Annotated in this window: 25 protein-coding genes and 1 tRNA gene; 14 read left to right on the top strand and 12 right to left on the bottom strand. The window is 70.1% G+C overall.

Annotation, left to right across the window (positions count from 1 at the left end; translation table 11 throughout):
- Positions 1-6 precede the first annotated feature (6 nt).
- Entirely contained in the window at positions 7-741 is a 735-nt protein-coding gene (locus ACO073_RS09220) for a hypothetical protein (protein WP_421996915.1), read from the bottom strand.
- Between the two features lie 3 nt (positions 742-744).
- Entirely contained in the window at positions 745-3,693 is a 2,949-nt protein-coding gene (polA, locus tag ACO073_RS09225) for a DNA polymerase I (protein WP_421996916.1), read from the bottom strand.
- Positions 3,694-3,921: 228 nt separating this feature from the next.
- Between polA and ACO073_RS09230 the strand changes: the two genes are divergently transcribed.
- Positions 3,922-4,191, top strand: a complete 270-nt coding sequence (locus tag ACO073_RS09230; RefSeq protein WP_421996917.1) for an AbrB/MazE/SpoVT family DNA-binding domain-containing protein — start codon at positions 3,922-3,924, stop codon at positions 4,189-4,191.
- Position 4,192: 1 nt separating this feature from the next.
- Complete coding sequence (locus ACO073_RS09235; RefSeq protein WP_421996918.1) at positions 4,193-4,603, top strand: PIN domain-containing protein; 411 nt, start codon at positions 4,193-4,195, stop codon at positions 4,601-4,603.
- A 7-nt stretch (positions 4,604-4,610) separates the two neighbouring features.
- Here the strand turns inward: ACO073_RS09235 and ACO073_RS09240 are convergent, their stop codons facing one another.
- Entirely contained in the window at positions 4,611-5,411 is an 801-nt protein-coding gene (locus ACO073_RS09240) for an enoyl-CoA hydratase/isomerase family protein (protein ID WP_421996919.1), read from the bottom strand.
- A gap of 153 nt (positions 5,412-5,564) precedes the next feature.
- Here ACO073_RS09240 and ACO073_RS09245 point away from each other — a divergent pair, with 153 nt between their 5' ends.
- Together ACO073_RS09245 and ACO073_RS09250 are read left to right on the top strand one after the other, a co-directional pair.
- Entirely contained in the window at positions 5,565-5,822 is a 258-nt protein-coding gene (locus tag ACO073_RS09245; protein WP_421996920.1) for a hypothetical protein, read from the top strand.
- Complete coding sequence (locus ACO073_RS09250) at positions 5,819-6,814, top strand: carbohydrate porin (protein WP_421996922.1); 996 nt, start codon at positions 5,819-5,821, stop codon at positions 6,812-6,814. Before ACO073_RS09245 ends, ACO073_RS09250 begins: the two co-directional genes overlap by 4 nt.
- Before the next feature lie 23 nt (positions 6,815-6,837).
- On the opposite strand, the gene ACO073_RS09255 is transcribed toward ACO073_RS09250, so the two are convergent.
- Together ACO073_RS09255 and ACO073_RS09260 are read right to left on the bottom strand one after the other, a co-directional pair.
- A complete protein-coding gene (locus tag ACO073_RS09255; RefSeq protein ID WP_421996923.1) occupies positions 6,838-8,016 on the bottom strand; it encodes a CobW family GTP-binding protein in 1,179 nt (392 codons plus the stop codon).
- Positions 8,017-8,023: 7 nt separating this feature from the next.
- Positions 8,024-8,902, bottom strand: a complete 879-nt coding sequence (locus ACO073_RS09260) for a CHAD domain-containing protein (protein WP_421996924.1) — start codon at positions 8,900-8,902, stop codon at positions 8,024-8,026.
- 193 nt (positions 8,903-9,095) lie between these two features.
- On the opposite strand from ACO073_RS09260, the gene ACO073_RS09265 reads away from it, so the two are divergent.
- The 3 genes from ACO073_RS09265 (at position 9,096) to ACO073_RS09275 (ending at position 11,551) form a co-directional block, all read left to right on the top strand.
- Positions 9,096-9,611 (top strand): flavin reductase family protein, encoded by a 516-nt coding sequence (locus tag ACO073_RS09265; protein ID WP_421996925.1) that lies wholly within the window; start codon positions 9,096-9,098, stop codon positions 9,609-9,611.
- 182 nt (positions 9,612-9,793) lie between these two features.
- A tRNA-Gln gene (locus tag ACO073_RS09270) sits at positions 9,794-9,868 on the top strand.
- A 69-nt stretch (positions 9,869-9,937) separates the two neighbouring features.
- On the top strand, positions 9,938-11,551 hold the full coding sequence (locus ACO073_RS09275; protein ID WP_421996926.1) for an ABC transporter substrate-binding protein: 1,614 nt from the start codon (positions 9,938-9,940) through the stop codon (positions 11,549-11,551).
- Between the two features lie 66 nt (positions 11,552-11,617).
- Here the strand turns inward: ACO073_RS09275 and ACO073_RS09280 are convergent, their stop codons facing one another.
- The gene (locus ACO073_RS09280; protein WP_421996927.1) at positions 11,618-12,709 is read right to left on the bottom strand and encodes an aspartate-semialdehyde dehydrogenase; all 1,092 of its coding nucleotides are present in this window, start codon (positions 12,707-12,709) and stop codon (positions 11,618-11,620) included.
- A gap of 280 nt (positions 12,710-12,989) precedes the next feature.
- Between ACO073_RS09280 and solA the strand changes: the two genes are divergently transcribed.
- Positions 12,990-14,156 carry an N-methyl-L-tryptophan oxidase gene (gene solA, locus ACO073_RS09285; RefSeq protein WP_421996928.1) on the top strand — a complete coding sequence of 389 codons (1,167 nt, stop codon included), beginning with the start codon at positions 12,990-12,992 and terminating at the stop codon, positions 14,154-14,156.
- A gap of 14 nt (positions 14,157-14,170) precedes the next feature.
- Here the strand turns inward: solA and ACO073_RS09290 are convergent, their stop codons facing one another.
- Positions 14,171-15,130, bottom strand: a complete 960-nt coding sequence (locus ACO073_RS09290) for a homocysteine S-methyltransferase family protein (RefSeq protein ID WP_421996929.1) — start codon at positions 15,128-15,130, stop codon at positions 14,171-14,173.
- Between the two features lie 192 nt (positions 15,131-15,322).
- Here ACO073_RS09290 and ACO073_RS09295 point away from each other — a divergent pair, with 192 nt between their 5' ends.
- Positions 15,323-17,146, top strand: a complete 1,824-nt coding sequence (locus ACO073_RS09295; RefSeq protein ID WP_421996930.1) for a tetratricopeptide repeat protein — start codon at positions 15,323-15,325, stop codon at positions 17,144-17,146.
- 34 nt (positions 17,147-17,180) lie between these two features.
- Here the strand turns inward: ACO073_RS09295 and ACO073_RS09300 are convergent, their stop codons facing one another.
- Both ACO073_RS09300 and ACO073_RS09305 read right to left on the bottom strand, forming a co-directional pair.
- A complete protein-coding gene (locus ACO073_RS09300) occupies positions 17,181-17,738 on the bottom strand; it encodes a DUF488 family protein (RefSeq protein WP_421996931.1) in 558 nt (185 codons plus the stop codon).
- Positions 17,735-18,622: a LysR family transcriptional regulator gene (locus tag ACO073_RS09305; protein WP_421996932.1), complete on the bottom strand. Its 888-nt coding sequence runs from the start codon at positions 18,620-18,622 to the stop codon at positions 17,735-17,737. The genes ACO073_RS09300 and ACO073_RS09305 overlap by 4 nt, the downstream gene beginning before the upstream one ends.
- A gap of 121 nt (positions 18,623-18,743) precedes the next feature.
- Between ACO073_RS09305 and ACO073_RS09310 the strand changes: the two genes are divergently transcribed.
- The 3 genes from ACO073_RS09310 to ACO073_RS09320 all read left to right on the top strand — a co-directional run bounded on the left by ACO073_RS09310 (position 18,744) and on the right by ACO073_RS09320 (position 20,536).
- Complete coding sequence (locus ACO073_RS09310; RefSeq protein ID WP_421996933.1) at positions 18,744-19,490, top strand: TSUP family transporter; 747 nt, start codon at positions 18,744-18,746, stop codon at positions 19,488-19,490.
- An 80-nt stretch (positions 19,491-19,570) separates the two neighbouring features.
- A complete protein-coding gene (locus ACO073_RS09315; protein WP_421996934.1) occupies positions 19,571-20,005 on the top strand; it encodes a PaaI family thioesterase in 435 nt (144 codons plus the stop codon).
- 6 nt (positions 20,006-20,011) lie between these two features.
- Complete coding sequence (locus ACO073_RS09320) at positions 20,012-20,536, top strand: PaaI family thioesterase (RefSeq protein ID WP_421996935.1); 525 nt, start codon at positions 20,012-20,014, stop codon at positions 20,534-20,536.
- Here the strand turns inward: ACO073_RS09320 and ACO073_RS09325 are convergent.
- The 3 genes from ACO073_RS09325 to ACO073_RS09335 form a co-directional block, all read right to left on the bottom strand.
- A complete protein-coding gene (locus tag ACO073_RS09325; RefSeq protein ID WP_421996936.1) occupies positions 20,492-21,190 on the bottom strand; it encodes an ArsR/SmtB family transcription factor in 699 nt (232 codons plus the stop codon). The genes ACO073_RS09320 and ACO073_RS09325 overlap by 45 nt on opposite strands.
- A gap of 396 nt (positions 21,191-21,586) precedes the next feature.
- Positions 21,587-21,946 (bottom strand): DUF6285 domain-containing protein, encoded by a 360-nt coding sequence (locus tag ACO073_RS09330; RefSeq protein WP_421996938.1) that lies wholly within the window; start codon positions 21,944-21,946, stop codon positions 21,587-21,589.
- Positions 21,946-22,971, bottom strand: a complete 1,026-nt coding sequence (locus ACO073_RS09335; RefSeq protein ID WP_421996939.1) for a phosphotransferase family protein — start codon at positions 22,969-22,971, stop codon at positions 21,946-21,948. The genes ACO073_RS09330 and ACO073_RS09335 overlap by 1 nt, the downstream gene beginning before the upstream one ends.
- A 72-nt stretch (positions 22,972-23,043) precedes the next feature.
- On the opposite strand from ACO073_RS09335, the gene ACO073_RS09340 reads away from it, so the two are divergent.
- Together ACO073_RS09340 and ACO073_RS09345 are read left to right on the top strand one after the other, a co-directional pair.
- Positions 23,044-23,490 (top strand): MaoC family dehydratase, encoded by a 447-nt coding sequence (locus ACO073_RS09340; protein ID WP_421996940.1) that lies wholly within the window; start codon positions 23,044-23,046, stop codon positions 23,488-23,490.
- A gap of 7 nt (positions 23,491-23,497) precedes the next feature.
- Positions 23,498-24,424: a bifunctional riboflavin kinase/FAD synthetase gene (locus tag ACO073_RS09345; RefSeq protein ID WP_421996941.1), complete on the top strand. Its 927-nt coding sequence runs from the start codon at positions 23,498-23,500 to the stop codon at positions 24,422-24,424.
- Positions 24,425-24,476 lie beyond the last annotated feature (52 nt).

Here is a 24,476-nt window from a genome sequence, read left to right on the forward strand (position 1 = left end):
TCTCTCTCAGCATTGCCAATGCGCGCGGCCGCCCTCGACGCGCAAGACCTGCCGGGTGTCGGGTCGGGCGGCAGGCAGGGGCGGCTCACCTTCAAACGTCACGGTGCGGTCGTCCAGCCAGACCGGTCGCGGCCGCAGGAAGGCCTCCGGCCCGGCGCCGCCGCAGTCCGGCAGGGGCGTGACCTTGGCCAGGCTCGGCGGCTCGTGGACGAGATCGACGATCTCGAGATCGACGCCCGATATCAGGTTGGAGACCAGGGCGACTGCCTGGCGCCGGGATGGCGACAGGACCGGCGGCGCGGTGGTCACCAGCGCCGCGCCGTCGCGTTCGGAGACCAGGTAGGCGACGCTCTCCTCATAGAGGCCGACCGCCACGACGTAGAGGCGATGATCCGGCCACCAGTCGACCAGCCGGTGAAGCCGCGTGTCGTCAGCCGTGCAGCCGCTCGCCTCGTCGCAGTCGATGAGCCGCAGTGTCCGGCCGCCGGCCAGGGAGAGGCTGAGGACCCGCCCGTCGCGCGCCGCCTTGCCCGGCAGTCCGGCCACAACGGCGGCATCGGAATCCGGCACGGGCACCGCGTCGGTCGTCGCCCCGCAGCAGGGACGGTCGTCGATCGTCGCTTTCGAGCCGTTGATCGATCCGGCGGACGGCGACGACCATTGCAGCGTCGGATCCTGAGCCGCCACGGACCATCCGGCGGTGAGGACGACGGCGGCACCCATCCAGCCCGGCCAGCGCATGACCTAGTGGGCCGCCGCCCAGTTGTCGCCGACGCCGGTCTCTACGACCAGCGGCACCGACAGGGTCGCGGCGCCTTCCATGACGCTGCGCGCCACGGCCTTGGTCTTGTCGATTTCCTGGTCGGGGACCTCGAACAGCAGCTCGTCGTGGACCTGCAGCAGCATGCGGCTCGCCAGGTGCGCCTCCTTGAGCGCCGCGGGCAGCCGGATCATCGCCTTCTTGATGATGTCGGCGGCGCCGCCCTGCAGCGGCGCGTTGATCGCGGCGCGCTCGGCGAAGGCGCGCATGCCCTGGCTCTTGTCGGCGATGAAGCGCAGATGGATCTTGCGGCCGAACGGCGTCTTCACGTAGCCGTTGCGGCGCGCATATTCCTTGGTCGTCTCCATGTAGTCGCGGATGCCGGGATAGCGCTGGAAGTAGCGGGCGATGTACTCGCGCGCCTCTTGCTGGCCGATGCCGAGCTGGTTGGCGAGGCCGAAGGCGGAGATGCCGTAGATGATGCCGAAGTTGATCGCCTTGGCGCGCCGGCGCACCAGCGGGTCCATGCCCTTGACCGGCACGCCGAACATTTCGCTGGCCGTGATGGCGTGGATGTCGTCGCCGCGCGCGAAGGCCTCCTTCAGCGAGGCGATGTCGGCGACGTGGGCGAGCAGCCGGAGCTCGATCTGCGAATAGTCGGCCGACAGGAGCTTGTGGCCGGTCTCGGCGATGAAGGCCTCGCGGATCTTGCGGCCCTCCTCGGTGCGGACCGGGATGTTCTGCAGGTTGGGATCGGTCGAGGCGAGCCTGCCGGTGGCCGCGCCGGTCATCTGGTAGGAGGTGTGGACGCGGCCGGTCCTGGCGTCGAGCTCGCGCACCAGGGCATCGGTGTAGGTGCCCTTGAGCTTGGCGATCTGGCGATGCTCCATGATCTTGACGGGGAGCGCGTGGCCCTGGGCCGCCAGGTCCTCGAGGATGCTGACGTCGGTCGCCCACGAGCCGTTCTTGTTGCGCCGGCCGCCCGGCAGCTTCTGCTCGTCGAACAGGATCTCGCCGAGCTGCTTGGGCGAGCCGACGTTGAATTCGCGGCCGGCGATCTTGTGGATCTCCTGCTCGAGCTCGGCCATGCGCTTCTCGAACTCGGCCGACAGCGTCCGCAGACGCGGCGCGTCGATCTTGATGCCGGCCTGCTCCATGCCGAGCAGCACCGGGATCAGCGGCCGCTCGATCGTCTCGTAGACGCCGACCATGTGCTCGTGCACCAGCCGCGGCTTGAACTCGGCCCAGAGCTGCATGGTGACGTCGGCATCCTCGGCGGCATAGTCGCGCGCCTTGTCGATCGGCACGCGGTCGAAGCTCACTTGCTTGGCGCCGCTGCCGGCCACCTCGGAGAACTTGATGGTCTTCTGCCCGAGATAGCGCTCGGCCAGCTCGTCCATGCCGTGATTGTGCCGGCCGGCATCGAGCACGAAGGACAGCAGCATCGTGTCGTCGACCGGCCCGATCTCGACGCCGTGCTGGCGCAGCACGCACATGTCGTACTTGATGTTCTGGCCGACCTTGAGGACCGAGGGATCCTCGAGCAGCGGCTTCAGCCGGGCGATCGCCGTCTCGAGCGGGATCTGGCCGGGCAGCAGCCGGCCGCCGTCCTTGTCCGCGCCGTCGCCCGCGAGATCGAGCGTGCCCTGCGCCTCGCCTCCGGGCGCGCGATGGCCGAGCGGAACGTAGGCGGCGCGCCGTCGGCTCGAATTGACGTTGCCCCACGGTCCCTCGAGCAGGGCGAGCGACACGCCGACCAGGCCGCCGTTCTGGGCGTCGAGCGCGTCGGTCTCGCAGTCGAAGGCCACCGTGCCGGCCTTCGTCGCTTCGGCGACCCATTCGTCGAGCTGGGCCGCCTCGGTGACGAGCTCGTAGTCGGCGGCGGTGAAGGGCTGGTTCGACTTCGGCCGGCCCGTCGAGGGCGCAGGGCCGGGGGCGGCGCCGGCCGCGGGAGCCGGGCGCACAGCGGGGGCGGCCGGCGCCACCGGTGCCGTTGCCTCGCCGAGCTCGCCGGCGAAGCGCGTCACCAGGCTCTTGAAGCCCTGCTGCTCCAGCCACGGCAGCAGCACGTTGGGATCGGGCTTGCGCTTGTCGAAGCTGTCGGGATCGGCCGGGGCCGGGGCGTCGTCGCGCAACGTCACCAGCTGCTTGGAGATGCGCGCCAGCTCGGCATTGGCGATCAGGGCCTCGCGCCGCTTGGGCTGCTTGATCTCGCCGGCGCGGGCCAGCAGCGTCTCGAGGTCGCCGTACTCGTTGATGAGCTGGGCCGCCGTCTTGACGCCGATCCCCGGCACGCCCGGCACGTTGTCGACCGAATCGCCGGCCAGCGCCTGGACGTCGACCACCTTGTCGGGCGCGACGCCGAACTTCTCCATCACCGCCTCGGGTCCGAGCCGCGTCTTCTTGATCGGGTCCATCATCTCGACACCCGGCCGGATGAGCTGCATCAGGTCCTTGTCGGAGGAGACGATGGTGCAGGTGGCGCCGGCTTCCAGCGCCAGCCGGGCGTAGGTCGCGATCAGGTCGTCGGCCTCGTAGCCGTCGAGCTCGCACACCGTGACGTTGAAGGCCCGGGCCGCCTCGCGGATCAGCGGGAACTGCGGCACCAGGTCCTCGGGCGGCGGCGGGCGGTTGGCCTTGTACTTGTCGTAGATCTTGTTGCGGAACGTGACCTCGCTGGAATCGAGGATCATGGCGATGTGGTCGACCTCGGGCTTGTCCAGCAGGTCGGCGACCAGCATGCGGCAGAAGCCGTAGACGGCGTTGATCGGCGTCCCGTCCGGCCGCGTCATGGGCGGCAGGGCGTGGTAGGCGCGGAACAGGTAGCCGGATCCGTCGACCAGGTAGAGGTGCCGGATCGGCGCGTTGTCGCCCGCGCCGCCGGTCGCGTCCTTCTTGGCCGCCGGAGCGGCCGCAGCCTTGGATTTCGCCATGTCCAAGGCGTAGCACGCGGCGGGCGGGACTCTCCAGCGCGGCCGATGTGCACAGTCGAAGGCCGACCGGCGGCGCAGAGGATCTGCGTGTTCAATTTTCGAACGGGTCGCTGATCGCGTGGAGCGCCCTCGAGGCGTAACGAGGATCCACGACAAGGTGCAAGTCAAACCATCGAGCTCACCGATAGCAAAATTGCCGAATTACGGAAATTCGGATATACTGCGCCGATGAAGACCACCCTCACAGTGACTGACCGCGGAACGATCACGCTTCCCGCGAAATTGCGTCGTCAGCTCGGCATCAAGGCCGAGGATCAGTTGATTGCCGAAGCGACATCGGAAGGATTGCTGCTGCGGCCGGCGGTAACGCTGCCGGTCGAGATCTATACCGAGGAGCGGATCGCCGAGTTCGATGGTGCAGAAGCCGAACTCGCCGAGTTCTACCGGCGCAAGCGTCCCACGGCGCGTCGTTCTCCGCCTCGTCGCTCGTCTTCCTGAGGTGCGCATCTTCCTCGACGCCAACATCCTGTTTTCGGCGGCGAGATCGGACGGTGCGGTGCGCCGCTTCCTGCACGATCTGGCGGCACGGGGACACGTTCCGTGCGCCGATGGCTACGTTGCCGAAGAGGCGCGCCGCAATCTTGCGGCGAAGGCTCCGCAGGCCTTGGCATCGCTGGCGCTGCTGCTCGATCGGGTCGAGGTGGCATCGCTTCAGGCCCCAACCACGACATTGCCAAGCCTCGCCGCGTTGCCGGAAAAGGATCGACCGGTCATGGTAGCGGCCGTGCGCATGCGATGCGACGTGCTGGTCACCGGCGATCGTACCCATTTCGGCGCGTTCTACGGCCGGAGGTTAGCCGGCATCTCCATCCATTCGCCGCGCTCGCTGGCCGAGGCGCTGCTTCCGTAGAAGCGGCTTACCTCACGGACTTGAGCGTCGGCAGCCGGTAGCGGTCCTCGGGGTCGTTCCAGCCCTTGAAGTCGGGCTTGCGCTTCTCGGCGAAGGCGGCCCGCGATTCCATGAGGTCGCTCTTGGCCCCGTGGTCGTGCAGGGCGGCCGCGAGGGCCTGCTGGTCGGCGCTGGGGGCGGGCCGCATCTGGCGCATCATGTGCACGGTGTTGACGCGCGAGGCCGGCGGCAGGGTGAGCAGGTGCTCGGCCATCTTCAGCGCCTCGGGCATCAGCTGGTCGGCCTCGACCAGGCGGTTCAGGAAGCCGATCTCGTGGAAGCGCTGGGCGGTGAAGCGGAAGCCCAGCGCCATCTCCATGGCGACCGGATAGGGCAGGTTGGCGATGTGGCCGTGATTGTAGCCGCCCAGCAGCCAGCGCTTGGCCTCGGAGACCTCGAAGATCGCCTCGCGCACGGCGACGCGCAGGTCGGTGCGCTCGACCAGCATGAAGCCGCCGCCCATGGCGAAGCCGTTGATCGCGGCGATCACCGGCTTCTCCAGCGCGCCGGTCATGAACGGATCCTCGAGCTTCGGCCGCTCGCCGCCGGCCACGCCCTTCTCCAGCGATTCCTTCATGTCCTCGCCGGCGCAGAAACCGCGGCCGGTGCCGGTGAAGATCGCGACCTCGAGTTCCTTGCTGTGCCTGAAGTCGGTCCAGATCCGCGCGAGCTCGGTGCGCATCTCGGTGTTCAGCGCGTTCAGACGCTCCGGGCGGTTCATGCGCACCACGAGCACCTGCCCGTGACGTTCGGTCTCGACGACGGCCATGTCTGTCTCTTCTTTTCAAAAAGGTGTCACGAGTGTGCCGTCGCGGTGTTGCCGCGGGCAAGCCGGATCGGGCCCCGTCCGACGCGTGGGCGCGTCCGATTTTGCTTGGCGCATCGGCGCCGGACGGCCACCTTTGCCGCGGGGGAGATCTTCATGCGTCGCGTAGCCCTTTGTGCGGCCCTCGTGCTGGCGAACATCACCGCGGGCACGGCCGGCGCCGAGGCCCAAACCTATGATCCGCAGGGCCAGAAGCTGGTCGGCCGCATACACGACGCCAATCGCGCCGGCCAGCAGCGGCTGGACCAGTCGCTCGGCGACGGCATCGACACCGCGCGGGCGCGCTACGCCGCCGCCAAGAAGCAGATCCAGACACGACCGGCGTCACCTACTCCATGGAGACGTCGGTCATGAGCCAGTGGGGGACGCCCAACGGCGGCTCGGGCGCCGTCCAGGCGATGTTCACCCCGGCCGTGAACTGGGACGTCTTCTCGTCGCCGACGGTCGGCGACGGTTCGCTGCAGTTCCACTTCATGGCGGCGCAGTACTGGTCGGCCGCCACCGGTGCCAGCCTGGGCGCCAGCATCGACCTCGTCAGCCCGATCAACAACCAGCCGACCGCCAACCAGCAGTTCGTCCAGCTCACCTACACGCACGGCTTCCCGGGCGAGTGGCTGTCGCTCTCGGTCGGCCAGTACGCCTTCTCCAACTTCGACGGCAACGCCTACGCCAACGACCAGCAGGTGAACTTCATCGGCTACTCGCTGACCCAGAACGGCAGCCAGAACTACTCCCAGGCCGGGCTCGGCGCCTACGCCCAGCTCAATCCCACGCGCGAGTTTACCTTCGCGACGGGCTTCCAGGACGCCAACGACTTCAGCGGCAGCTACGTCCAGTTCCCGACGCTGGGCCAGGGACAGTACGCGTGGTTCCTCTACGGCGCCTGGTCGCCCACCGTCGCCGGCTGGGGCCAGGGCAACTTTGCGCTGCTCTACTACAACCAGCCGGGCGTGGCGGCGCAGCCGCTGGCCAGCACCGGCCTGTCGTTCAGCGCCTCGCAGCCCGTCGGCGACCGCTGGGGCCTGTTCCTGCGCGCCAACACCGCCTGGCAATCGAGCTTCGCCATCCAGTCGTCGATCGCCGGCGGCGCCGTCCTGAACGATCCGCTGAAGCGCAGCCCGTTCGACCAGATCGGCCTCGGCATGGCGTGGAACGCCACCAACATGTCGCTCTATGCGGGCTCGTCCGCGCGGCCGAGCGAGACCATGGTCGAGGCCTACTGGGCCTGGTCGCTCTACCATGCGCTCCTGATCACGCCCGACATCCAGCTCTACCTGCAGCCGGCCCTGGCGCCCTCGTCCGACATCTCGGCGGTCTTCACGATCCGCGTCACCCAGCTCTTCTGAGGGATCGCGGACGCGGGCCCGCCCTAGGACGGCTTGGCGGCGTCCTGGCTCCAGCCCTTCTTCTCGGCGTCGAAGAAGGAGGCGAACACCTTGCGGATGGTGCTCTCGGCGATGTCGCGGGTGATGAAAACGACGCGGCTCCTGCGGTCGTCGCCCTCGGGCCAGGCGTCGAGCGTGGCCGGCGGGTGGAAGACGTGCTGCACGCCGTGGATCACCACCGGCTTGTCGGTGTCCTTGACGTTCAGGATGCCCTTCATGCGCAGCAGGTCGGGGCCGCGATAGGTCACCAGCGCGTCGAACGCCGCCGCCACCGTCGACCAGCTCATCGGCTCGTCGAAGGTCATGCAGAAGGCCTTGATGCGGTCGTCGTGGCGATTGACGTTGTGCGGATCCTGCTCGCCCTCGCCGTGCGCATGGTCGTGCCCATGCCCTTCCTCGTGGCCGTGCCCGTCGCCGTGATCATGCCCGTGACCGTGATGATGGTGGTGGCCGCCGCCATGGTCGTGGGCGTAGGCCTCCTCGTGCAGCCAGCGCTTGACGTCGGCGGTCTTCGTGTCGGGATTGTAGAGGCCGGCGTTCAGGATCTCGTTGGGATCGATCTCGCCGGCCGAGATGGCATGGAACGGCGCGCCCGGATTGAGCTGGTGCAGCCGGCCCTTGAGCTCCGAGAGCTTGGGCGCGTCGGCGATGTCGCTCTTGGTCAGCAGCAGCCGGTCGGCGACCGCCGCCTGCTTCACCGCCTCCTCGTGGTTGTCGAGCGTGCTCGTGCCGTTGACGCCGTCGACCGTGGTCACGACGCCGTCGAGCCGGTAGCGCGAGGCGAGCAGCGGGTCGGTCATCAGCGTGTGCAGGATCGGCGCCGGATCGGCGAGGCCCGTGGTCTCGACCACCATGCGCTTGAACGGCGTCACCTCGCCCTTGGAGCGCTTCAGGAACAGCTCGCTCATGGTGCGCACCAGGTCGCCGCGCACCGTGCAGCAGAGGCAGCCCGAGTTCAGGGTCACCATGCCTTCGTCGTCGGCCTTCTCGACCAGCAGGTGATCGAGACCGATCTCGCCGAACTCGTTGATGATCACCGCCGTGTCGGCGAGCTCGGGCCGCTGCAGCAGCTTGTTGAGGAGCGTGGTCTTGCCGCTGCCGAGGAAGCCGGTCAGCACCGTCACGGGGATGCGCTGCTCGGCGGCGGTCTGGGTATCGCTCATCGACGTCTCAACTCCTGTTGGCGGCTCCCGCGTGCCAGAAGCGCTCGGCTTTCCTGAACGTCTTCCACGCCGCCTCGATCTTGCGGCGGCGGCGCTTGTCGCCGGCGTCGGCCTCGCGGGCCAGCTGCTTCAGCGCCGGCGCCACGTCCTCCGTGGGCCGCGCCGCCGTGGCGATGTCGGCCAGCACGTGGCGGGCGACGGTCCGGTCGTTCAGGGCGCCGAGCGCGCCCTGCAGGCGCGCCGTGGCCTCGATATAGGGCTTCGCCGCCGGGGAGGCAAAGGCCGGCTGCAGGAACTCCGCGGCGTAGCGCAGCTTCTTGATCGAGATGCGCAGCCTGTGCAGCCCCTTGGCGCCCAGCGAGCCGATCTTGCGGCCATGGCGCAGCACCTTGTCGTGGCGCAGGTCGAGCGCCTGGCGGGCGAACTCGTCGAGACGGTCGCTGGGATGGGCCGGCGACAGGTCGAGGAAGGCGTGGAGCTGCCGGTCGAAGCCGTCGAACCGGGCGCTTTCCAGCGCCGTGCGGGCGCGCTCGAGATGGAGGTTGGCGAGGCGCCGCGCGACGCGCTGCACCAGCGGCGGCACCTCGCTCGCGGTTTCCGTCAGGAAGACGTGCAGGTCGCGCGAGGGGCCGCATTCGCCGGCCAGCCACTTCGCCTCGGCGCCGAGCGCGCGCACGACCGGCCCGTCGACGGCATGGCGGAACAGGCCGAAGGCTGCGCGCAGGCGGCGCAGCGCCACGCGCGCCTGGTGGATGCCGACCGGCCGGCGGCTGGTCAGGACCACCGTGCGATACCTCACGAGGTCGGCATGGCAGGCGGCCACGATGTGCCGCAGCGCGACATCGGGGGCAGTGGAGGGATCGAGTCCGGTGTCGAGCGGCGCCATGCAGGGCGACCGTAGCCAGCGGCGGAAGACCGGCAAACCGCAAAAAACGACACTATCGTGAAGGTTTTGTGACGTGCGGCCCGGCGTTTGCTTGGCGGCCTCGGGATTCGCGTTGCGCCGCCGATGGTTAGCGTTGGCGTTTCCCTTCTGTTTCCAGTGGCGGGGAAGGGCCGGCGTGCCCTAGAGTTATGCGATGAGCGTCGATGCGACAGCGTTCAAGAAGGGGATGCGCCATCTTGCGGCGAGCGTCACCCTGATCACCACGCGCCATCGCGAGCAGCGCGGCGGACTGACGGCGACGGCGGTCTGCTCGGTCTCGGCCGAGCCGCCGCAGCTCCTGATCTGCGTCAACAAGACCGCCAGCGCCCACGATCCGATCGGCGAGGCCGGTTTCTTCTGCGTCAACGTCCTGGCGCCGCAGCACCGCAAGATCGCCGAGCGCTTCGCCGGCATGGACGGTGTCGAGGGCGACGACCGCTTCCGCGATCTCGGCGACTGGGCGTCCATGAGCACCGGCGCGCCGGTGCTCAAGGGCTGTCCGGTGTCGTTCGACTGCCGGCTGGTGACCAAGGTCGCGGCCGGTACCCACACGATCTACCTCGGCGAGATCGTCGACATCGCGCTCGATCCCGCGGCCCATGCGCTCCTGTACTGCGACGGCGCCTTCGTCCACGGCGAGCTCCTGAAGAAGGCGCTGCAGGCGGCTTAGCCGCTTCCACTGTTCACGCCTCGAGTTCCTCTCCCCCGATAGGGGGAGAGGCTAGGAGAGGGGGCTCGAAGGCCGTCTGTAACCCCCTCTCCCAACCTCTCCCCCTATCGGGGGAGGGGCCTGATGACAGGGAGGAACAAGGGTTGCGCCGTCGGCCCAAGCCTCTATGTTCCCGCGCCGATTGGGGCGTAGCCAAGTGGTAAGGCAGAGGATTTTGATTCCTCCATTCCCAGGTTCGAATCCTGGCGCCCCAGCCACGCCCATGGCGCGTGGCATGGCCTTTGCTGCAACCGGCGCAGAAGCCAATTGCCGCCAGGTCATCCCCCATGTTCAAGACGTCGTCCTTGCTCGCCCGCTCGAGCGCGGCCGCGCTCGCCTTCGCTGTCGCGATCGGCAGCCAGGCCGCCCTCGCGCAGGGGACGCTCCGCATCGGCATGACCGCGGCCGACATCCCGCTGACCACCGGCCAGACCGACCAGGGCGGCGAGGGCATGCGGTTCATGGGCTACACGCTCTATGACGGGCTGATCAACTGGGACCTGTCGTCGGCCGACAAGCCGTCGGTTCTGGTGCCCGGCCTCGCCACCGGCTGGAAGATCGACCCGGCCGACAACACGCGCTGGATCGTCGCCCTGCGGCGCGACGTGAAGTTCCATGACGGCAGCGACTTCAAGGCCGACGCCGTCGTCTGGAACTTCGACAAGATCCTGAACGACAAGTCGCCCCAGTACGATCCCAAGCAGGCGGCGCAGGGCCGCTCGCGCATCCCCGCGGTGAAGTCCTACAAGGCGCTCGACGACCACACGGTCGAGTTCACCACCAAGGCGCCCGACGCCTTCCTGCCCTACCAGATCGGCTGGATCATGATGTCGAGCCCGGCGCAGTGGGAGAAGGTCGGGAAGGACTGGAACAAGTTCGCCTACACGCCGTCCGGCACCGGCCCGTGGAAGCTCGCCAGCTTCGTGCCGCAGACCCGCGCCGAGCTGGTGCCCAACAAGGACTACTGGGACAAGGCGCGGGTGCCGAAGCTCGACAAGCTGGTCCTGCTGCCGCTGCCGGAGCCGACGGCGCGCACCGCCGCGCTGCGCTCGGGCCAGGTCGACTGGATCGAGGCGCCGTCGCCCGACGCCGTGCCCAGCATCGAGAAGGCCGGCTTCAAGATCGTCACCAACGCCTACCCGCACAACTGGACCTGGCATCTCAGCATGGTCGAGGGCTCGCCGTGGAAGGACGTGCGGGTGCGCAAGGCGGCCAACCTCGCGATCGACCGCGATGGCCTGAAGGTGTTGCTGAACGGGCTGATGATCCCGGCGAAGGGCTTCGTCGTGCCCGGCAGCCAGTGGTTCGGCGCGCCGAAGTTCGACGTGAAGTTCGATCCGGCAGCGGCCAGGAAGCTGCTGGCCGAGGCGGGCTACGGCCCGTCCAACCCCGTCAAGGTGAAAATCCTGATCTCGGCCTCGGGGTCGGGCCAGATGCAGCCGCTGCCGATGAACGAGTACATCCAGCAGAACCTCGCCGACGTCGGCATCAAGGTCGACTTCGACGTCGTCGAATGGAACGCCATGATCAACCTGTGGCGCGCCGGTGCGAAATCGGACCAGGTGAAGGGCGCCAACGGCATCAACTTCACCTATTTCATCCAGGACCCGTTCACCGCCTTCATCCGCCATCTCGATTCCAAGCTGGTGGCGCCCAACGGCACCAACTGGGGCTACTACCAGGAGCCCGAGATGGACGCGCTGCTGGAGAAGGCGCGCACCACCTTCGAGCCCAAGGCCCAGGACGAGGTGCTGCGCCAGATCCACCAGAAGATCGTCGACGACGCGCTGTTCCTGTTCGTCACGCACGACGTCAACCCGCGCGCCATGTCGCCCAAGGTGACGGGCTTCGTGCAGGCCCAGAACTGGTTCCAGGACTTCTCGCCCATCACCATGAAGTAGGGCGAGACACCTGAACCTGCAGCCGCATCGCGCGGCTGCAGGACGACGGTCGTCAGGTGGCGAGGCTTACGCGGGCTCGAGCGTGCGCTTGCGGCGGGTTGGCGGACGCGGCGGCAGCCGCGCCGGCAGCAGCTCGGCGATCTGCACGGCGTTCAGCGCCGCGCCCTTGCGCAGGTTGTCGCCGGTGACGAACAGCGCCAGCCCGTGCTTCACCGTGGGATCGACGCGCACGCGGCCGACCAGGACCGCGTCGCGGCCCGTCGCCTCGAGCGGCGTCGGCACGTCGCTCAGCGCCACGCCCGGCGCGTCGCGCAGGATCGCCAGCGCCTCGGCCGGCGGCAGGGCGCGGTCGAACTCGGCGTTGATCGACAGCGAATGGCCGGTATAGACCGGCACGCGCACGCAGGTGCCCGCCACCGGCAGGCCGGGGATCTCGAGGATCTTGCGGCTCTCCTCGCGCAGCTTGACCTCCTCCTCGGAATAGCCGTCCTCGACGATGCGGTAGTTGAGCGGCACGACGTTGAAGGCGATCGGCGCCGCCCACTTCTCCGGCGTCGGGAAGGCGAAGGCGCGACCGTCCTGCATCAGCGCCGAGGCGCCCATGCCGGCGCACTGCATCTGGCCCTCGAGCTCCTCGACGCCCGCCAGGCCGGCGCCCGACACGGCCTGGTAGGTGCTGACCACGAGGCGGCGCAGCCCGGCGCGGCGGTGCAGCGGCTTCAGCACCGGCATCGCGGCCATGGTGGTGCAGTTGGGGTTGGCGACGATGCCCCTGGGGATCGACTTCAGGGCGTGGGCATTCACCTCCGACACGACCAGCGGCACGTCGGGATCGCCGCGAAAGGCCGAGGAATTGTCGATGACGATGGCACCGGCGGCGGCGACCCGGGGCGCCAGCCGGCGCGAGGTCTCGCCCCCGGCCGAGAAGAACACGATGTCGAGGCCGCGATAGTCCGCGGTCCAGGCATCCTCGACCGCGACGTCGCCGTCCTTCCAGGCGCGGCGCTTGCCGGCCGACTTCGGCGAGGCGAACAGGCGCAGCGTTGCCACCGGGAAGTCGCGCTCGGCGAGGATGGACCGGATGATGTCACCGACCAGGCCGGTGGCGCCGACGATGCCGACGGCCAGCGGCCGGTTGGTAGGCGGGATCTCTGACATGGCTGCGTCTCCTGCGTTGGGCCGACAGGGGACGCCTCAGAATGACAAAGGCCCCGTCCGGTCGGCGGGGCCTCAAGGTTTGCTTGCTCTGACTGACGTCTACCGCGCGCACATCCTTTCCGTCCCCTCGCAATGAGCGGCTTTTTTGACGACGACGGTGTGGCCTCGGAAAGACATCGCGATCCTTATACGGCGAAGCCCGCAGTTTTGCAAAGGCAGACGCGCGCTTGCGTGTATTCTGACGCTCCTCGAGCGCGTTTCAGCGGAGCCAGCGTCGACCATGCCCAACACCTACGATGCGATCGTCCTCGGCCTGGGGGCCATGGGTTCGGCGGCCGCCTGGCAGCTCGTGCGGCGCGGCGCCCGGGTGCTGGGGATCGATCGCTTCGCGCCACCGCACGACCAGGGCTCGACGCACGGCGAGACCCGCATCACCCGCATCGCCTGCGGCGAGGGACCGGAGTACGCGGCTTTTGCCCGCCGCAGCCACGAGATCTGGCGCGAGCTCGAAGCGGCGCAGGGCGTCGACCTGTTCACACAGAACGGCTTCCTCGCGATCTCGGGCGCGGGGCCGCGCTCGGCCAACCACGGCGTCGAGGATTTCCTCGGTGGCACGGTGGCGGCCGCGAAATCCGCCGGCGTGCCCTACGAGCTGCTCGATGCCGCCGCGATCCGTGCCCGCTACCCGGCCTTCGGCGTCGCCGACGGTGATCGCGCCTACCACGACGGCGAGAGCGGCTTCGTGCGGCCCGAGCGGGCGGTCGCCGCGCAGCTAACCGCCGCGACCGCCGTCGGTGCGGTGTTGCGGCTCGACGAGACGGTGACGTCGTTCGCGCAGGACGGGGGCTCGGTCACGGTGACGACCGACAAGGCGCGCTACCGCGCCGGGCAACTGATCGTGGCCGCCGGCGCCTGGCTGCCGACGCTCCTGCCGCCCGAGCTGTCGCAGCCCTTCAGCGTGCTGCGCCAGGTCCTCTACTGGTTCCGCGCCACCAGCCCGGCGGCGCATGCCGAGTTCGCGCCCGAGCGCTTCCCCGTCTACATCTGGCAGCTCCCGGCGCCGCAATCGATCTACGGCTTTCCTGCCGTCGGTCCGTTCGAGGAGGGCGTCAAGCTCGCGACGGAGCAGTACGACGTCTCGACGACGGCCGCCGCGGTCGACCGCGCGGTGACGCCGGAGGAGACGCGCGAGATGTACGACACCTACGTCGCGCCCTTCTTTCCCGGCCTGTCGCCGCATTGCGTGCGGCACAAGGTCTGCCTCTACACCTGGGTCGACAATGCGCGGTTCGTCATCGACCGCCATCCCGGGCTCGATCGCGTCATCGTCGCCTCGCCCTGCTCGGGACACGGCTTCAAGCATTCGGCCGGCATCGGCGAGCTGCTGGCCGAGATGGCGCTCGAGGGCCGCAAGTCCGACCCGAAATTCGCCTTCAGCCCGGCGTAGCTCGCGACAACGCCTCAGTCCGCGCGTGCGCGCGGCGGGGCGCAGATGCGGCAGATCTGGTCGACATGGCGGTGGTCGGTGCCGCAGCAGCCGCCCAGCACGGTGAGGCGCGGCAGCAGCGCCTGCAGCGCGCGGTACTCGGCGCCCAGCGCCACCGGGTCGCCGTCGTCGAGGTCCGGCGCCTGGTCGAGTTCGGCATGGCTGCGCCGCGAGGCATTGGCGCGCAGGCCGCGCACGCGGTCGAGCCAGGGCGCGCGGCCGCCCAGCACGTCGGCGAAGTGGCTGGGATGGGCGCAGTTGATCATGTAGTAGTCCGGCGCGCCGTCCGTCGCGCGGTCCGTCGCCTCGATCGCGTCGCCCAGCGTCTGTCCGGTGGGCAGGCGGCCGTCGGTTTCCAGCGTGAACGAGATCACCGACGGCAGGCCGTGCGCCCGGGCCGCGCGCGCCACGCCGATCGCTTCGGGGACGTTGGTCAGCGTCATGGCCGTCACCAGATCGGCCTCGGTGGCGGCGAAGGTCGCGATCTGCTGGCCATGATAGGCCTCGGCCTCGGCCTCGCTCATCACCTGGCCGGGGTCGTAGCCATCGCCGCGCGGGCCGATATTGCCGCTGACGACCACCGGCGTGCCGCCGCCGGCATAGGCGTCGCGCAGTTCCGCCATCAGCGCCACCGCCTTGGCATTGACCTTGGCCAGCGCCGCCGCGTCGCAACCCAGCCGCGCGCCCCAGTCGGCGTTGGCCCGCCAGGTCGGGGTCTCGAGCACGAATCCCAGGCCCGCGGCGCGGGCGATGTCGAGGTAGGTTCGGTAATAGGCGCGCAGGCGCTCGGCGCCGTCCGGCTGCTCCACCAGCGGGAACGCCGCGAAATGAGGCAGCTCGACTCCCTGAAGGAAGACCAGCGTCGTCTCCATGCCGCCGTCGGTCAGGAAAAGACGGTCGGCCGTCTGGGGGAGCGCGTTCCTGTATGAAGCCATGTCGTGTATCCTTTCGTCCGGGCCACGACCGGCATCCGACGGGAGAGGGTCCCGCCGGCACGTCGTGGTCTCATCCTTTCAGGCGTGAGGAGGACCCTCACAGCGTGAGGCCGCCCGGGGCTGGCCAGGGATGTCGTGCGGCGACGCCAAGTCATCGAGAATCCGGGATTTCCCCACCTGCCGAGGGACAATATGGCCGGCCGCGCCCCCCTGCTGATCCTCCTTCCGTGCGCCGCAGGCGAGGCCGCCGACGAGCGGCTGCTCGCCCGGGGATTCACCGAGGACCTCCAGGCCGAACTCGGGCGTTTCCGCAGCCTCCAGCTCGCCTACGGAGCGGGGGTGGACCCCGCCGGGAGCGATGCTGCAGACGCGGCCGGGCCATCGACGGAGGGCGCCTTCCTGCTGCGCACCTCCCTGCGGCGCCGCGACGACTCGGTGCGGATCACGGCGACGCTCGCCGAGGCCGCGGGCGACCGCCAGCTCTGGCATCAGCGGTACGACGTCGGCGGCTGCGACCTCTATGCCGTCGAGGACGACGTCGTGGCCCGGGCCGCCGTCGGCCTGGCGGCACGTCTCGACGAGGTTGTCCTGCGCGGCAGCCGCGGCAAGTCGATCGACAATCTCGAAGCCTACGAGCTCTGGTTGCGCGGCAAGGCCCTGCTGCTGGAGGGCACGCCGCAGCACGATGCCGAGGCGCGGGCGCTCTTCGAGCGGGCACTCGCCCTCGATCCGGGCTTCGCGCGCGCCTATGCAGGCCTGTCGCTGTCGTGGTTCAACGAATGGAGCTGCCAGCACTGGAACCTCTACAGCGAGAATGGCGGCAAGGCCTACGAGTATGCCCATCAGGGGCTGGCGCTCGACGAGGCCGACCCGTTGCTGCACCTCGTGATCGGACGCGTGCTCCTGTACCGGCGGGAGTTCGATCTCAGCGCCTGGTATCTCGACCGGGCGTACACGCTGTCGCCCAACAATGCCGACTGCCTGATCCAGCTGTCGCTGTGCCACTCCCTGCTGGGCAACCACGGTCCCGCCGTCGAGTGCGCCGAGAAGGCGTTCGCGGTCCATCCCTTCCATCCCAACTGGTATCATGCCTATGCGGCGTTCCCCTATTTGATGGCGCGCCGCATCGACGAGGCGATCGCCTGCGGACGCAAGGCGCTCGGCGTTCCGATCGTCGACCTGCCGGCCGGGCTCGCCATCTGCCACGCGCTGAAGGGCGAGCGCGACGAGGCGCGGCGCTGGTACGCCGCCTTCGAGGACCAGTTCCGGCAGAAGATCACCGGCGGCCGCGAGCCGCGCCCGGGCGAGGCGATCGAATGGCTGCTCGACATCAATCCCGTGCGTCGCGCCGAGGACGTCGCCTTCATCCGCGACGGCTTCGACCGCATCGGCTTTGCCTCGGCGCGAACGGCGAGGGGTCGTCCGTCGTCTGCCGCCGCGGAGCCCTCGGACGGGATCTTCGTGCGCGAGGGCGACAGCTGGTCGCTGCACTTCGCCGGCCGCACGGTGGTGCTGCCGCATATGAAGGGGTTGGGCGACCTCGCGACGCTGCTGCAGCGGCCCGGCGACTCCATCCACTGCTTCGACCTGTCCGAGCATGTCGCGGAGTCGGGCGGACCCGATCCGGTCCTCGACGGCAAGGCGCGTCGCGCGTGCCAGGAGCGGATCCGCGACCTGCAGGAGGAACTGGCCGACGCCGAGGACGCCAACGACCTCGGCCGCGCCGAACGCGCCCGCGCGGAGATGGACCGCCTGCTCGAGACACTGTCCGGCGCGCTTGGTCTTGGCGGCCGGGCGCGGCGGCTCGGCAGCATGGCGGAGCGCGCCCGCACGACGGTGACCTGGCGTATCCGCTATGCCATCCGCCGCATCGAGGCGGTGCACGAGCCGCTCGGCCGTCATCTGCGCAAGTCCGTCCGCACCGGACTGTTCTGCGCCTACGATCCCGAGACGCGGGTCGGCTGGCGGACGGTCGCCGGTCAGGCCGCCGCGGGCAGCATCTCGAAGGCCGGTTGATGCCTGCGCCGCCGGCGTCCGGGAAGGGAATCCTTCAACCGCGCTTCATCGCCCGCTCGCGCGCCCGGTAGGCGTCGGCCAGGCGCCCAGCGCGGCTGGCGGCGGTGGTGAACAGGTCCGGCGCGCCGCCGCTCGCGGCGAGCAGCTCCTCCTCCAGCACCGCATGCGGCTTGCGCCTTCCGTCGGCCAGGAGATGCTCGACCGTGGCGCCGCGCTCGGCCAGCCGCCGCGCCACCAGGACGGTGCGGTGGCAGTCGAGCGGCTCCTTCTCGGCGCACATCAGGCAGGAGACCGTGTCGGCGGCGCCGGCGACCAGCCGGTCGATCGCCTGGGCGAAGGCCGGGCGCGCCGCGAGATCGTCGTAGCTAGTGCCGTCGTGCGGCTTGCCGCCCAGCGCCGCACCCTCCCAGCGGTAGAGCAGCCCCGCCGCCGACAGGCTCTGCGCCAGCCGCTCGCGGCCGAACTGCGGCCAGCGGCGCGAGTAGGGGGTCGAGCGCACGTCGACCACCGTCTCGACGCCGCCCGCCCTGAGCAGGTCGAGGAAGCGCTCGATCGGATGGTTCGAATGGCCGATGGTCTTGATCATGGTCATGCGAGGCGGCGCACCAGGTCGACGAAGCCCAGGGTGGCGGCCGAGCGTTCGTCGGCGCGGCAGGCGAGGTTCAGCGGCACCTTGACCGCGGGCCGTCCCTTGAGCGTCCGGTAGACTACACCCTCCAGCGGCAGGCGACTCAAGGAGGCCGGGACGATCGTGATGCCGAGCCCCGCGGCCACGAGGTTGAGGGTCGACACGATGCGCGGCGCCTCCTGACCGACATGCGGGCTGAAGCCCGCCTCGGCGCAGGCCGTGACGATGACGTCGTAGAGCCCGCGCCCGTCGGGCCGCCGGTAGAGGATGAACGTCTCGGCGGCGAGGTCCCTGAGCGTGAGCCGCGGCCGGCGCGCCAGCGGATGGCGGACCGGCAGGGCGGCCGCCATGTCCTCGCGCAGGAGCGCGTGCACGGAAAGCCCCTGGGGATCGGCCAGGCCCGAGCGGATGAACGCGATGTCGAGCCGCTCCTCGCGCAGGCCCGCCACCAGCTCGCCCGACCCGGTCTCCTCCAGCACGAAGGAGACGTCCGGCCGGGTCGCGCGGAACTCTCGGATGGCGCGGGCCACCAGGGGATGGAAGGGCGCCGAGGTGGTGAAGCCCACGGCGATGCGCCCGGTCTCGCCGCGCGCCGTGCGGCGGGCGCGCACGGTGGCGCCCTCGACCGACGCCAGGATCGCCTCGGCGTCGGCGAGAAACGAGCGGCCGGCGTCGGTCAGGCTGACGCCGCGCGGATGGCGCAGGAAGAGCGGCGCCCCGATCTCGGCCTCCAGCGCCTTGATCTGCTGGCTGAGCGGCGGCTGCTGCATGTTCAGCCGCTCGGCCGCCCGCGTGATGTGCCCCTCGCGGGCGACGGCGACGAAGTAGCGGAGATGGCGCAGTTCCATGGGAGATCGCTCCGCTGTCGGAGTGACAGACGCACAAAGTATGGAGAAGCCATATATCATATATTTGATGTGTGCATCCGGCGGGCGCATCGTCCGGTCATCGTCAACCGGACGCCCGACCATGACCGCCCTGCTCGCCGCCAGCCTGTCCTGCCTCATGATCCTCACCGCGCTGCTCTCGGGCGTGTTCGGCATGGCGGGCGGGCTGATCCTGATCGGCGTGCTGCTGGTCATCATGCCGCTGCCGCAGGCCATGGTGCTGCACGCGGTGACCCAGATGGCCTCCAACGGCTGGCGCGCCGTCCTGTGGTGGCGCCATATCGAGTGGCGGATCGCGGCGGCCAGCGTCGCCGGCAGCGTGATCGCGGTCGGCCTGTGGTCGATCTGGCTCTACGTGCCCGACAAGGCCGTGGCCCTGCTGCTGCTCGGCATCTCGCCCTTCATCGTGCGGGCGATCCCGGCCAGCGTGCTGCCGAAGACGCTGGGACCCGGCCAGATGTTCGTCGGCAGCGCCATCTGCATGATGCTGATGCTGGTGGCGGGCGTCACCGGGCCGCTGCTCGACACGCTGTTCCTGCGCTCCTCGCTCGACCGCCGGCGCATCATCGCCACCAAGGCGGCCTGCCAGCTCTTCAGCCACGGGCTGAAGCTCGTCTACTTCGCGGCCCTGATCGACCAGGCGGGCTCGGTCGAGCCGTGGTTCCTCGCGATCGCGGTGGCCTCGTCGATGCTCGGCACCTCGCTCGGCAAGCTCCTGCTGGAGAAGCTCAGCGACACGCAGTTCCGCCTGTGGTCGAACCGGATCATCACGGTGATCGCCACCTACTATGTCGGCTACGGGCTGGTGCTGATGACGCGGATCGTCTGACGGTCCGCATCGGGCCGGGGGTCGCGGGCATCGTTGCGGGCGCCCGTGACCCCTCCGGCCTTTCGTGCTCTACAGGCGCCGTGTCGAGTTCCTCCGATGTCCCGCCCGGCTTCCGCCGCCTCACCGAAGCCACCGGCTTCGCCGCCGCCAACGGTCCCTGGTACGAGAGGATCGAGAACGGCCGCGTGATCCGCGGCTTCCGCCCCGGTCCGCAGCACGCCAACGTCCTCGGCATCGTGCACGGCGGCATGCTGGCCGCGTTCCTCGATTCGGCGATGGGCACGGCGGTGATGCACGCGCTCCAGCGCCGCTCCGTCACGGTGCGCCTGTCGCTCGACTATCTCGCGCCCGGCTTCGTCGGCGACTGGCTCGAGGCGGAAGGCGAGGTGGTCGGCCACGACGAGCAGGTGGCGCAGGTGCGGGGCCGCCTCTATGGTCCGCGCCACGACGTGCTGACCGGGCAGGGCGCCTTCGCGCTGCTCAGCCGGCTGCGCCCGCTTCACCCCCGGAGCTGACCAGAGTTGCTGCAAGACAATCCGCCGCCCGGCTTCCTGCGCATCGATTTCGATCGCGGCCGGCCCGATCCGACGTTCAACAGCCATGTCGGCACGCTCTATGCCCGGCGCGGCGAGAAGGGCACGCGCGACGAGTTCGTGCTGGGCTTCCGCGTCCATCCCCACATGTGCAACCCGGCCGGCGGCCTGCACGGCGGCATGATGATGACGGTGGCCGACCTGGTCGGCACGATGGGCGGCGGCACGCTGGCAGGGCTTCGCAAATTCCTGCCGACGGTCAGCATGACCTTCGACTTCGTGGCGCCGGCCCGGGCCGGCGACTGGGTCGAGGGCCGCTGCGAGATCGTGCGCCAGACCCGGTCGCTGCTCTTCACCAACATCTTCCTCAGCGTCGGCGAGGAGCGGTTCCTGCGCGCCTCGCAGATCGCCAAGATCCCCTCGGGCGAGGGGCTGGCCTTCGGCAGGGCGCGGCTCGATCGAACCCAGTCAGACGGCGGCGCCGAAGTCGCGGCTGAGCGCCCGCCGGCCTGAATCGGTCAGCCGCACCGTGCGGCTGCGGCGCAGCTTCTCGGCCCAGCCGCGCAGGAAGAACGTGTCGGCGATGGCGGCGCCCAGGGCGCCCGAGATATGCGGCCGCCGCTCGCTCCAGTCGAGGCACTGGCGGGCGAAGTGCCGGGTGCCGGCGCGGCGCGCGCCCGCCAGGTCGACGCCGATCCTCTGGCAGAACAGCTCGCCCGAGCCGGTCAGGCTCCAGTCGCGTGCGCCCTGCGGCTCGATGTGCCCGGCGCGGGTCAGCGAATCGGTGACGGCGATGCCGACCTGCCCGGCGAGATGGTCGTAGCAGGTGCGGCAGAAGCGCAGGTCCGGATCGCGACGCCAGGCGGCGCTCATCGAGGCCGGCGGCGCGCGCGTGCCGGCCAGCGCCATCAGCGATTCGATGGCGTGCGCCACGTCCGAAGAGGCCAGCCGATAGAAACGGTTGCGGCCCTGGGCACGAGCCGCCAGCAGGTTGCCCTCGACCATGCGCCCGAGATGGCCGCTCGCGGTCTGCGCCGTGATGCCAGCGGTGAGCGCCAGCTCCGACGCGGTGTGGGCGCGTCCGTCCATCAGCAGCGACAGCATGGCGGCACGCGCCGGATCGCCCATCAGGGCGGCGACTTCGGACAGGGCGTTGACGGTGGTCATGCGCCGACTCTAGGCCCGCGCGCGGCGGCGGGCGACGGTCAATCGTTCGGTGGCGGCCGAAGAATGCCAGCGCCATCGCTGGGGGGCCGGCACTCCAGTGCCGCTCATGGGATGGCGCAACGATGAGGATGAGCGCCACTGGTGTGGCGCGTCCCCAGCGAAGACTTGGGCGAGCCGGAGGCTCGCGGTCCAGAAGAGAAGAGTCACGTCAGCGGAGGTTCATCGCTGGGAGCGGGCCACTCCAGTGCCGCTCTTGGGATGGCGCAACGATGAGGATGAGCGCCACTGGAGTGGCGTGCCCCCAGCGAAGACTTGAGCGAGCCGGAGGCTCGCGGTCCAACAGAAGAAGATCATGATCTTCCGGACCGCGAGCCTCCGGCTCGCTCATCACGTCTCTTACCGCCACTTCGGATTGGCGATGGCGATCTTGTCGGCGATCGTGGCGTCGAGATGCGCCATCAGGGCGGCGTCGCGCTCGTCGCGCTCGCCGGCGCGCAGCTGGCGGGCGAGCTCGCGGTTGAGGTCGTCGAGCGGGGCGTCCCGGCCCAGCAGCGCCACCAGCCGGCGATGCTCGCCGGCATTTGCCGCGGGGCCGAGACGCGCCTCGCGTTCGAGGATGGCGAGCGCGTTGGCCGCCACGCGCATCTGGAAGCCGAGCCGCGGATCGGCCAGGTCGAGCGCCGGCGTCGCCTCCTCGCGCAGGAAGTCGACGACGGCGGCCAGCATCTCGGCCGCGGTGGGACGGTCCTGGGCCATCAGCCGTTCTCCTTCAGGAGCTGCAGCAGGTCGACCTCGGTCTCGACGGCGCGGCGACCGATCGCCGCCAGCTCCATCGACTTCACCGAGCCGCCGAGATGCCGCCACGCCTGCTGGTGGCAGATGACGCCCCAGCGCACCGTGCCGAACACCTCCCACCAGCGCGCCCGCGCCGGATCGACCGGCGCGCCGCCGGCCTGCTCGTAGGCTGCCCACAGCGTCTCCCGGCTGCCGAATCCGCCGGCCGGCCGGTCGACCGCGCCGAACCGCCAGCTCTTGACGCACAGCCAGCCGAGATCCTCGACGGGATCGCCGAGATGGGCGCCCTCCCAGTCGAGGATCGCGGTCACGCCGGTCTCGTCGGCGAGATAGTTGCCGGTGCGATAGTCGCCATGGACCAGCCGCGGCGCGGCGCCCGGCGGAGGCCGGCGGCGGTCGAGCCACGACAGGGCGAGCTCGAACACCGGCTGCGGCTGGCCGAGCGTGTCGAGCGCCTGGCGGAGCGTCGCGATGCCGTCGGCCGCCTCGCGATGGGGGAGCGGCGGCAGGGTCGCGATGTCGACGGCATGGATGGACGCGAGGATGGCGCCGAGCTGCCCGGCGATCACGCCGCGCGCCCGGGCGTAGGGCGGGTCGCGCAACAGCTTGCGGGCGATCGCGATGCCGCCGACGCGGCGCATCACATAGGCCTCGCCCAGCCCGTCTTCGGGCGTGAGCTCGAACAGGACCTCGGGCGCGCGCACGCCGGCGCGGTGGGCGGCCGCCAGCACGCGGAACTCGGTGGCGCGGTCCAGCGCCGTGGCCGGCCGGTCGGCGGCGCCGCCGGCCGAAGGCGGGTCGCGGCGCAGGATCAGGGGATGGCGCTCGCCGCCGGCCACCGCGTCGAAGCGCCACGTCTGGCGCGAAGCGCCGCCGGAATCGCGGCCCAGCCCCTCGATGGTCGCCGGGGCGGCGAAATGGCGACGGGCGGCCCGGGCCAACGCGTCGCGAACGAGGTCGGCTTCCGTCGCCGGGTGAACGGTCATTCATGCGACTGTGGCACAGGGCCCGCCGCGTGGTAAGAGGTCCGCGCCCAAACAAGGGGAGACCGCATCCACGTGTCGAACGCGTTCGCGGCCATGAACGGCCTTTATCTCGAGGATCTCAAGCCCGGCATGTCGGCGATGTTCGGCAAGACCGTGACGGAGGCCGACATCGCGGCCTTCGCCGGCGTCTCGGGCGACACCAACCCGATCCACCTGCACGACGGCTTCGCGCGCACGACCCGCTTCGGCCAGCGCATCGCCCACGGCATGCTGGGCTCGTCGTTCATCTCGACGGTGATCGGCACCAAGCTGCCGGGGCCGGGTGCGGTCTACGTCTCCCAGTCGCTGAGCTTCCTCGCGCCCGTGCTGATCGGCGAGACCATCACCGCCGTCGCCACCATCACCGAGATCGACCAGAAGCGCCGCCGCGTGACGCTGAAGACCCAGTGCCTGAACGGCGAGAAGGTGGTGATCGACGGCGAGGCGACGGTGCTCGTGCCGCGGCGCGACGTCGCCTGAGCGGACCATGGTGCCGGCCTTCGACGACTGGCGGGACGTGCCCGCGTCCTGGAAGGGCGCGGTGGTGGCCCTCGGCAATTTCGACGGCGTGCATCGCGGCCACCAGGCGCTGATCGCGCGCGCCGGCGAGGAGGCCGCCGCCCGCGGCGCGCCGCTGGTCGCGCTCACCTTCGAGCCGCATCCGCGCCGCTTCTTCGTGCCCGACACCGGGCCGTTCCGCCTCACCCTGCCGCCGGCCAAGCTGCGCCTGCTGGCGCAGTATGGCGTGCAGGCCGTGCTGGCGCAGCGCTTCGACGCGGCCTTCGCCGGGCTGTCGCCCGATTCCTTCATCGACGACGTGCTGCTGACCGGGCTCGGCGCACGCCACGTCGTCTGCGGCTACGACTTCACCTTCGGCGCCCGCCGCGGCGGCAATGTCGAGCGATTGCGCGAGGAGGGAAGGCGCAAGGGCTTCGGCGTCACCGTGCTCGACCCGGTGATGCGCGAGGGCGAGATCTATTCCTCGACCCGCATCCGCGAGGCGTTGCGCGCCGGCTGGGTGAGCGAGGCGGCGGAGCTGCTGGGCCATCGCTGGGAGATCGAGGGGCCGGTCGAGCTCGGCGACCAGCGTGGCCGCACCATCGGATTCCCGACTGCCAATGTCGGGCTGGGCGAGCACCTGCGGCCGCGCTTCGGGGTCTATGCCGTGCGCGTCCTGCGCGACGGGCAATGGCGGGCCGCGGTCGCCAACCTCGGCCGCCGGCCGACCTTCGGCAAGCTGCAGGAGAATTTCGAGGTCCATCTGTTCGACTTCGCCGGCGACCTCTACGGCCAGGCGCTGCGGGTCGAGATGGTCGACTTCATCCGGCCCGAGATGAAGTTCTCCGGCCTCGACCAGCTCAAGGCCCAGATTGAAGCCGACGGCCGGGCCGCTCGCAGCAGGCTGCTGGCCTGAGCCGGATTCCCGGGCGGTGTGCCTGCACTGCCGTCAACCCACCGCTTGTGGG

Source organism: Reyranella sp., from assembly GCF_965229815.1.
In the GTDB taxonomy this organism is placed as follows: domain Bacteria; phylum Pseudomonadota; class Alphaproteobacteria; order Reyranellales; family Reyranellaceae; genus Reyranella.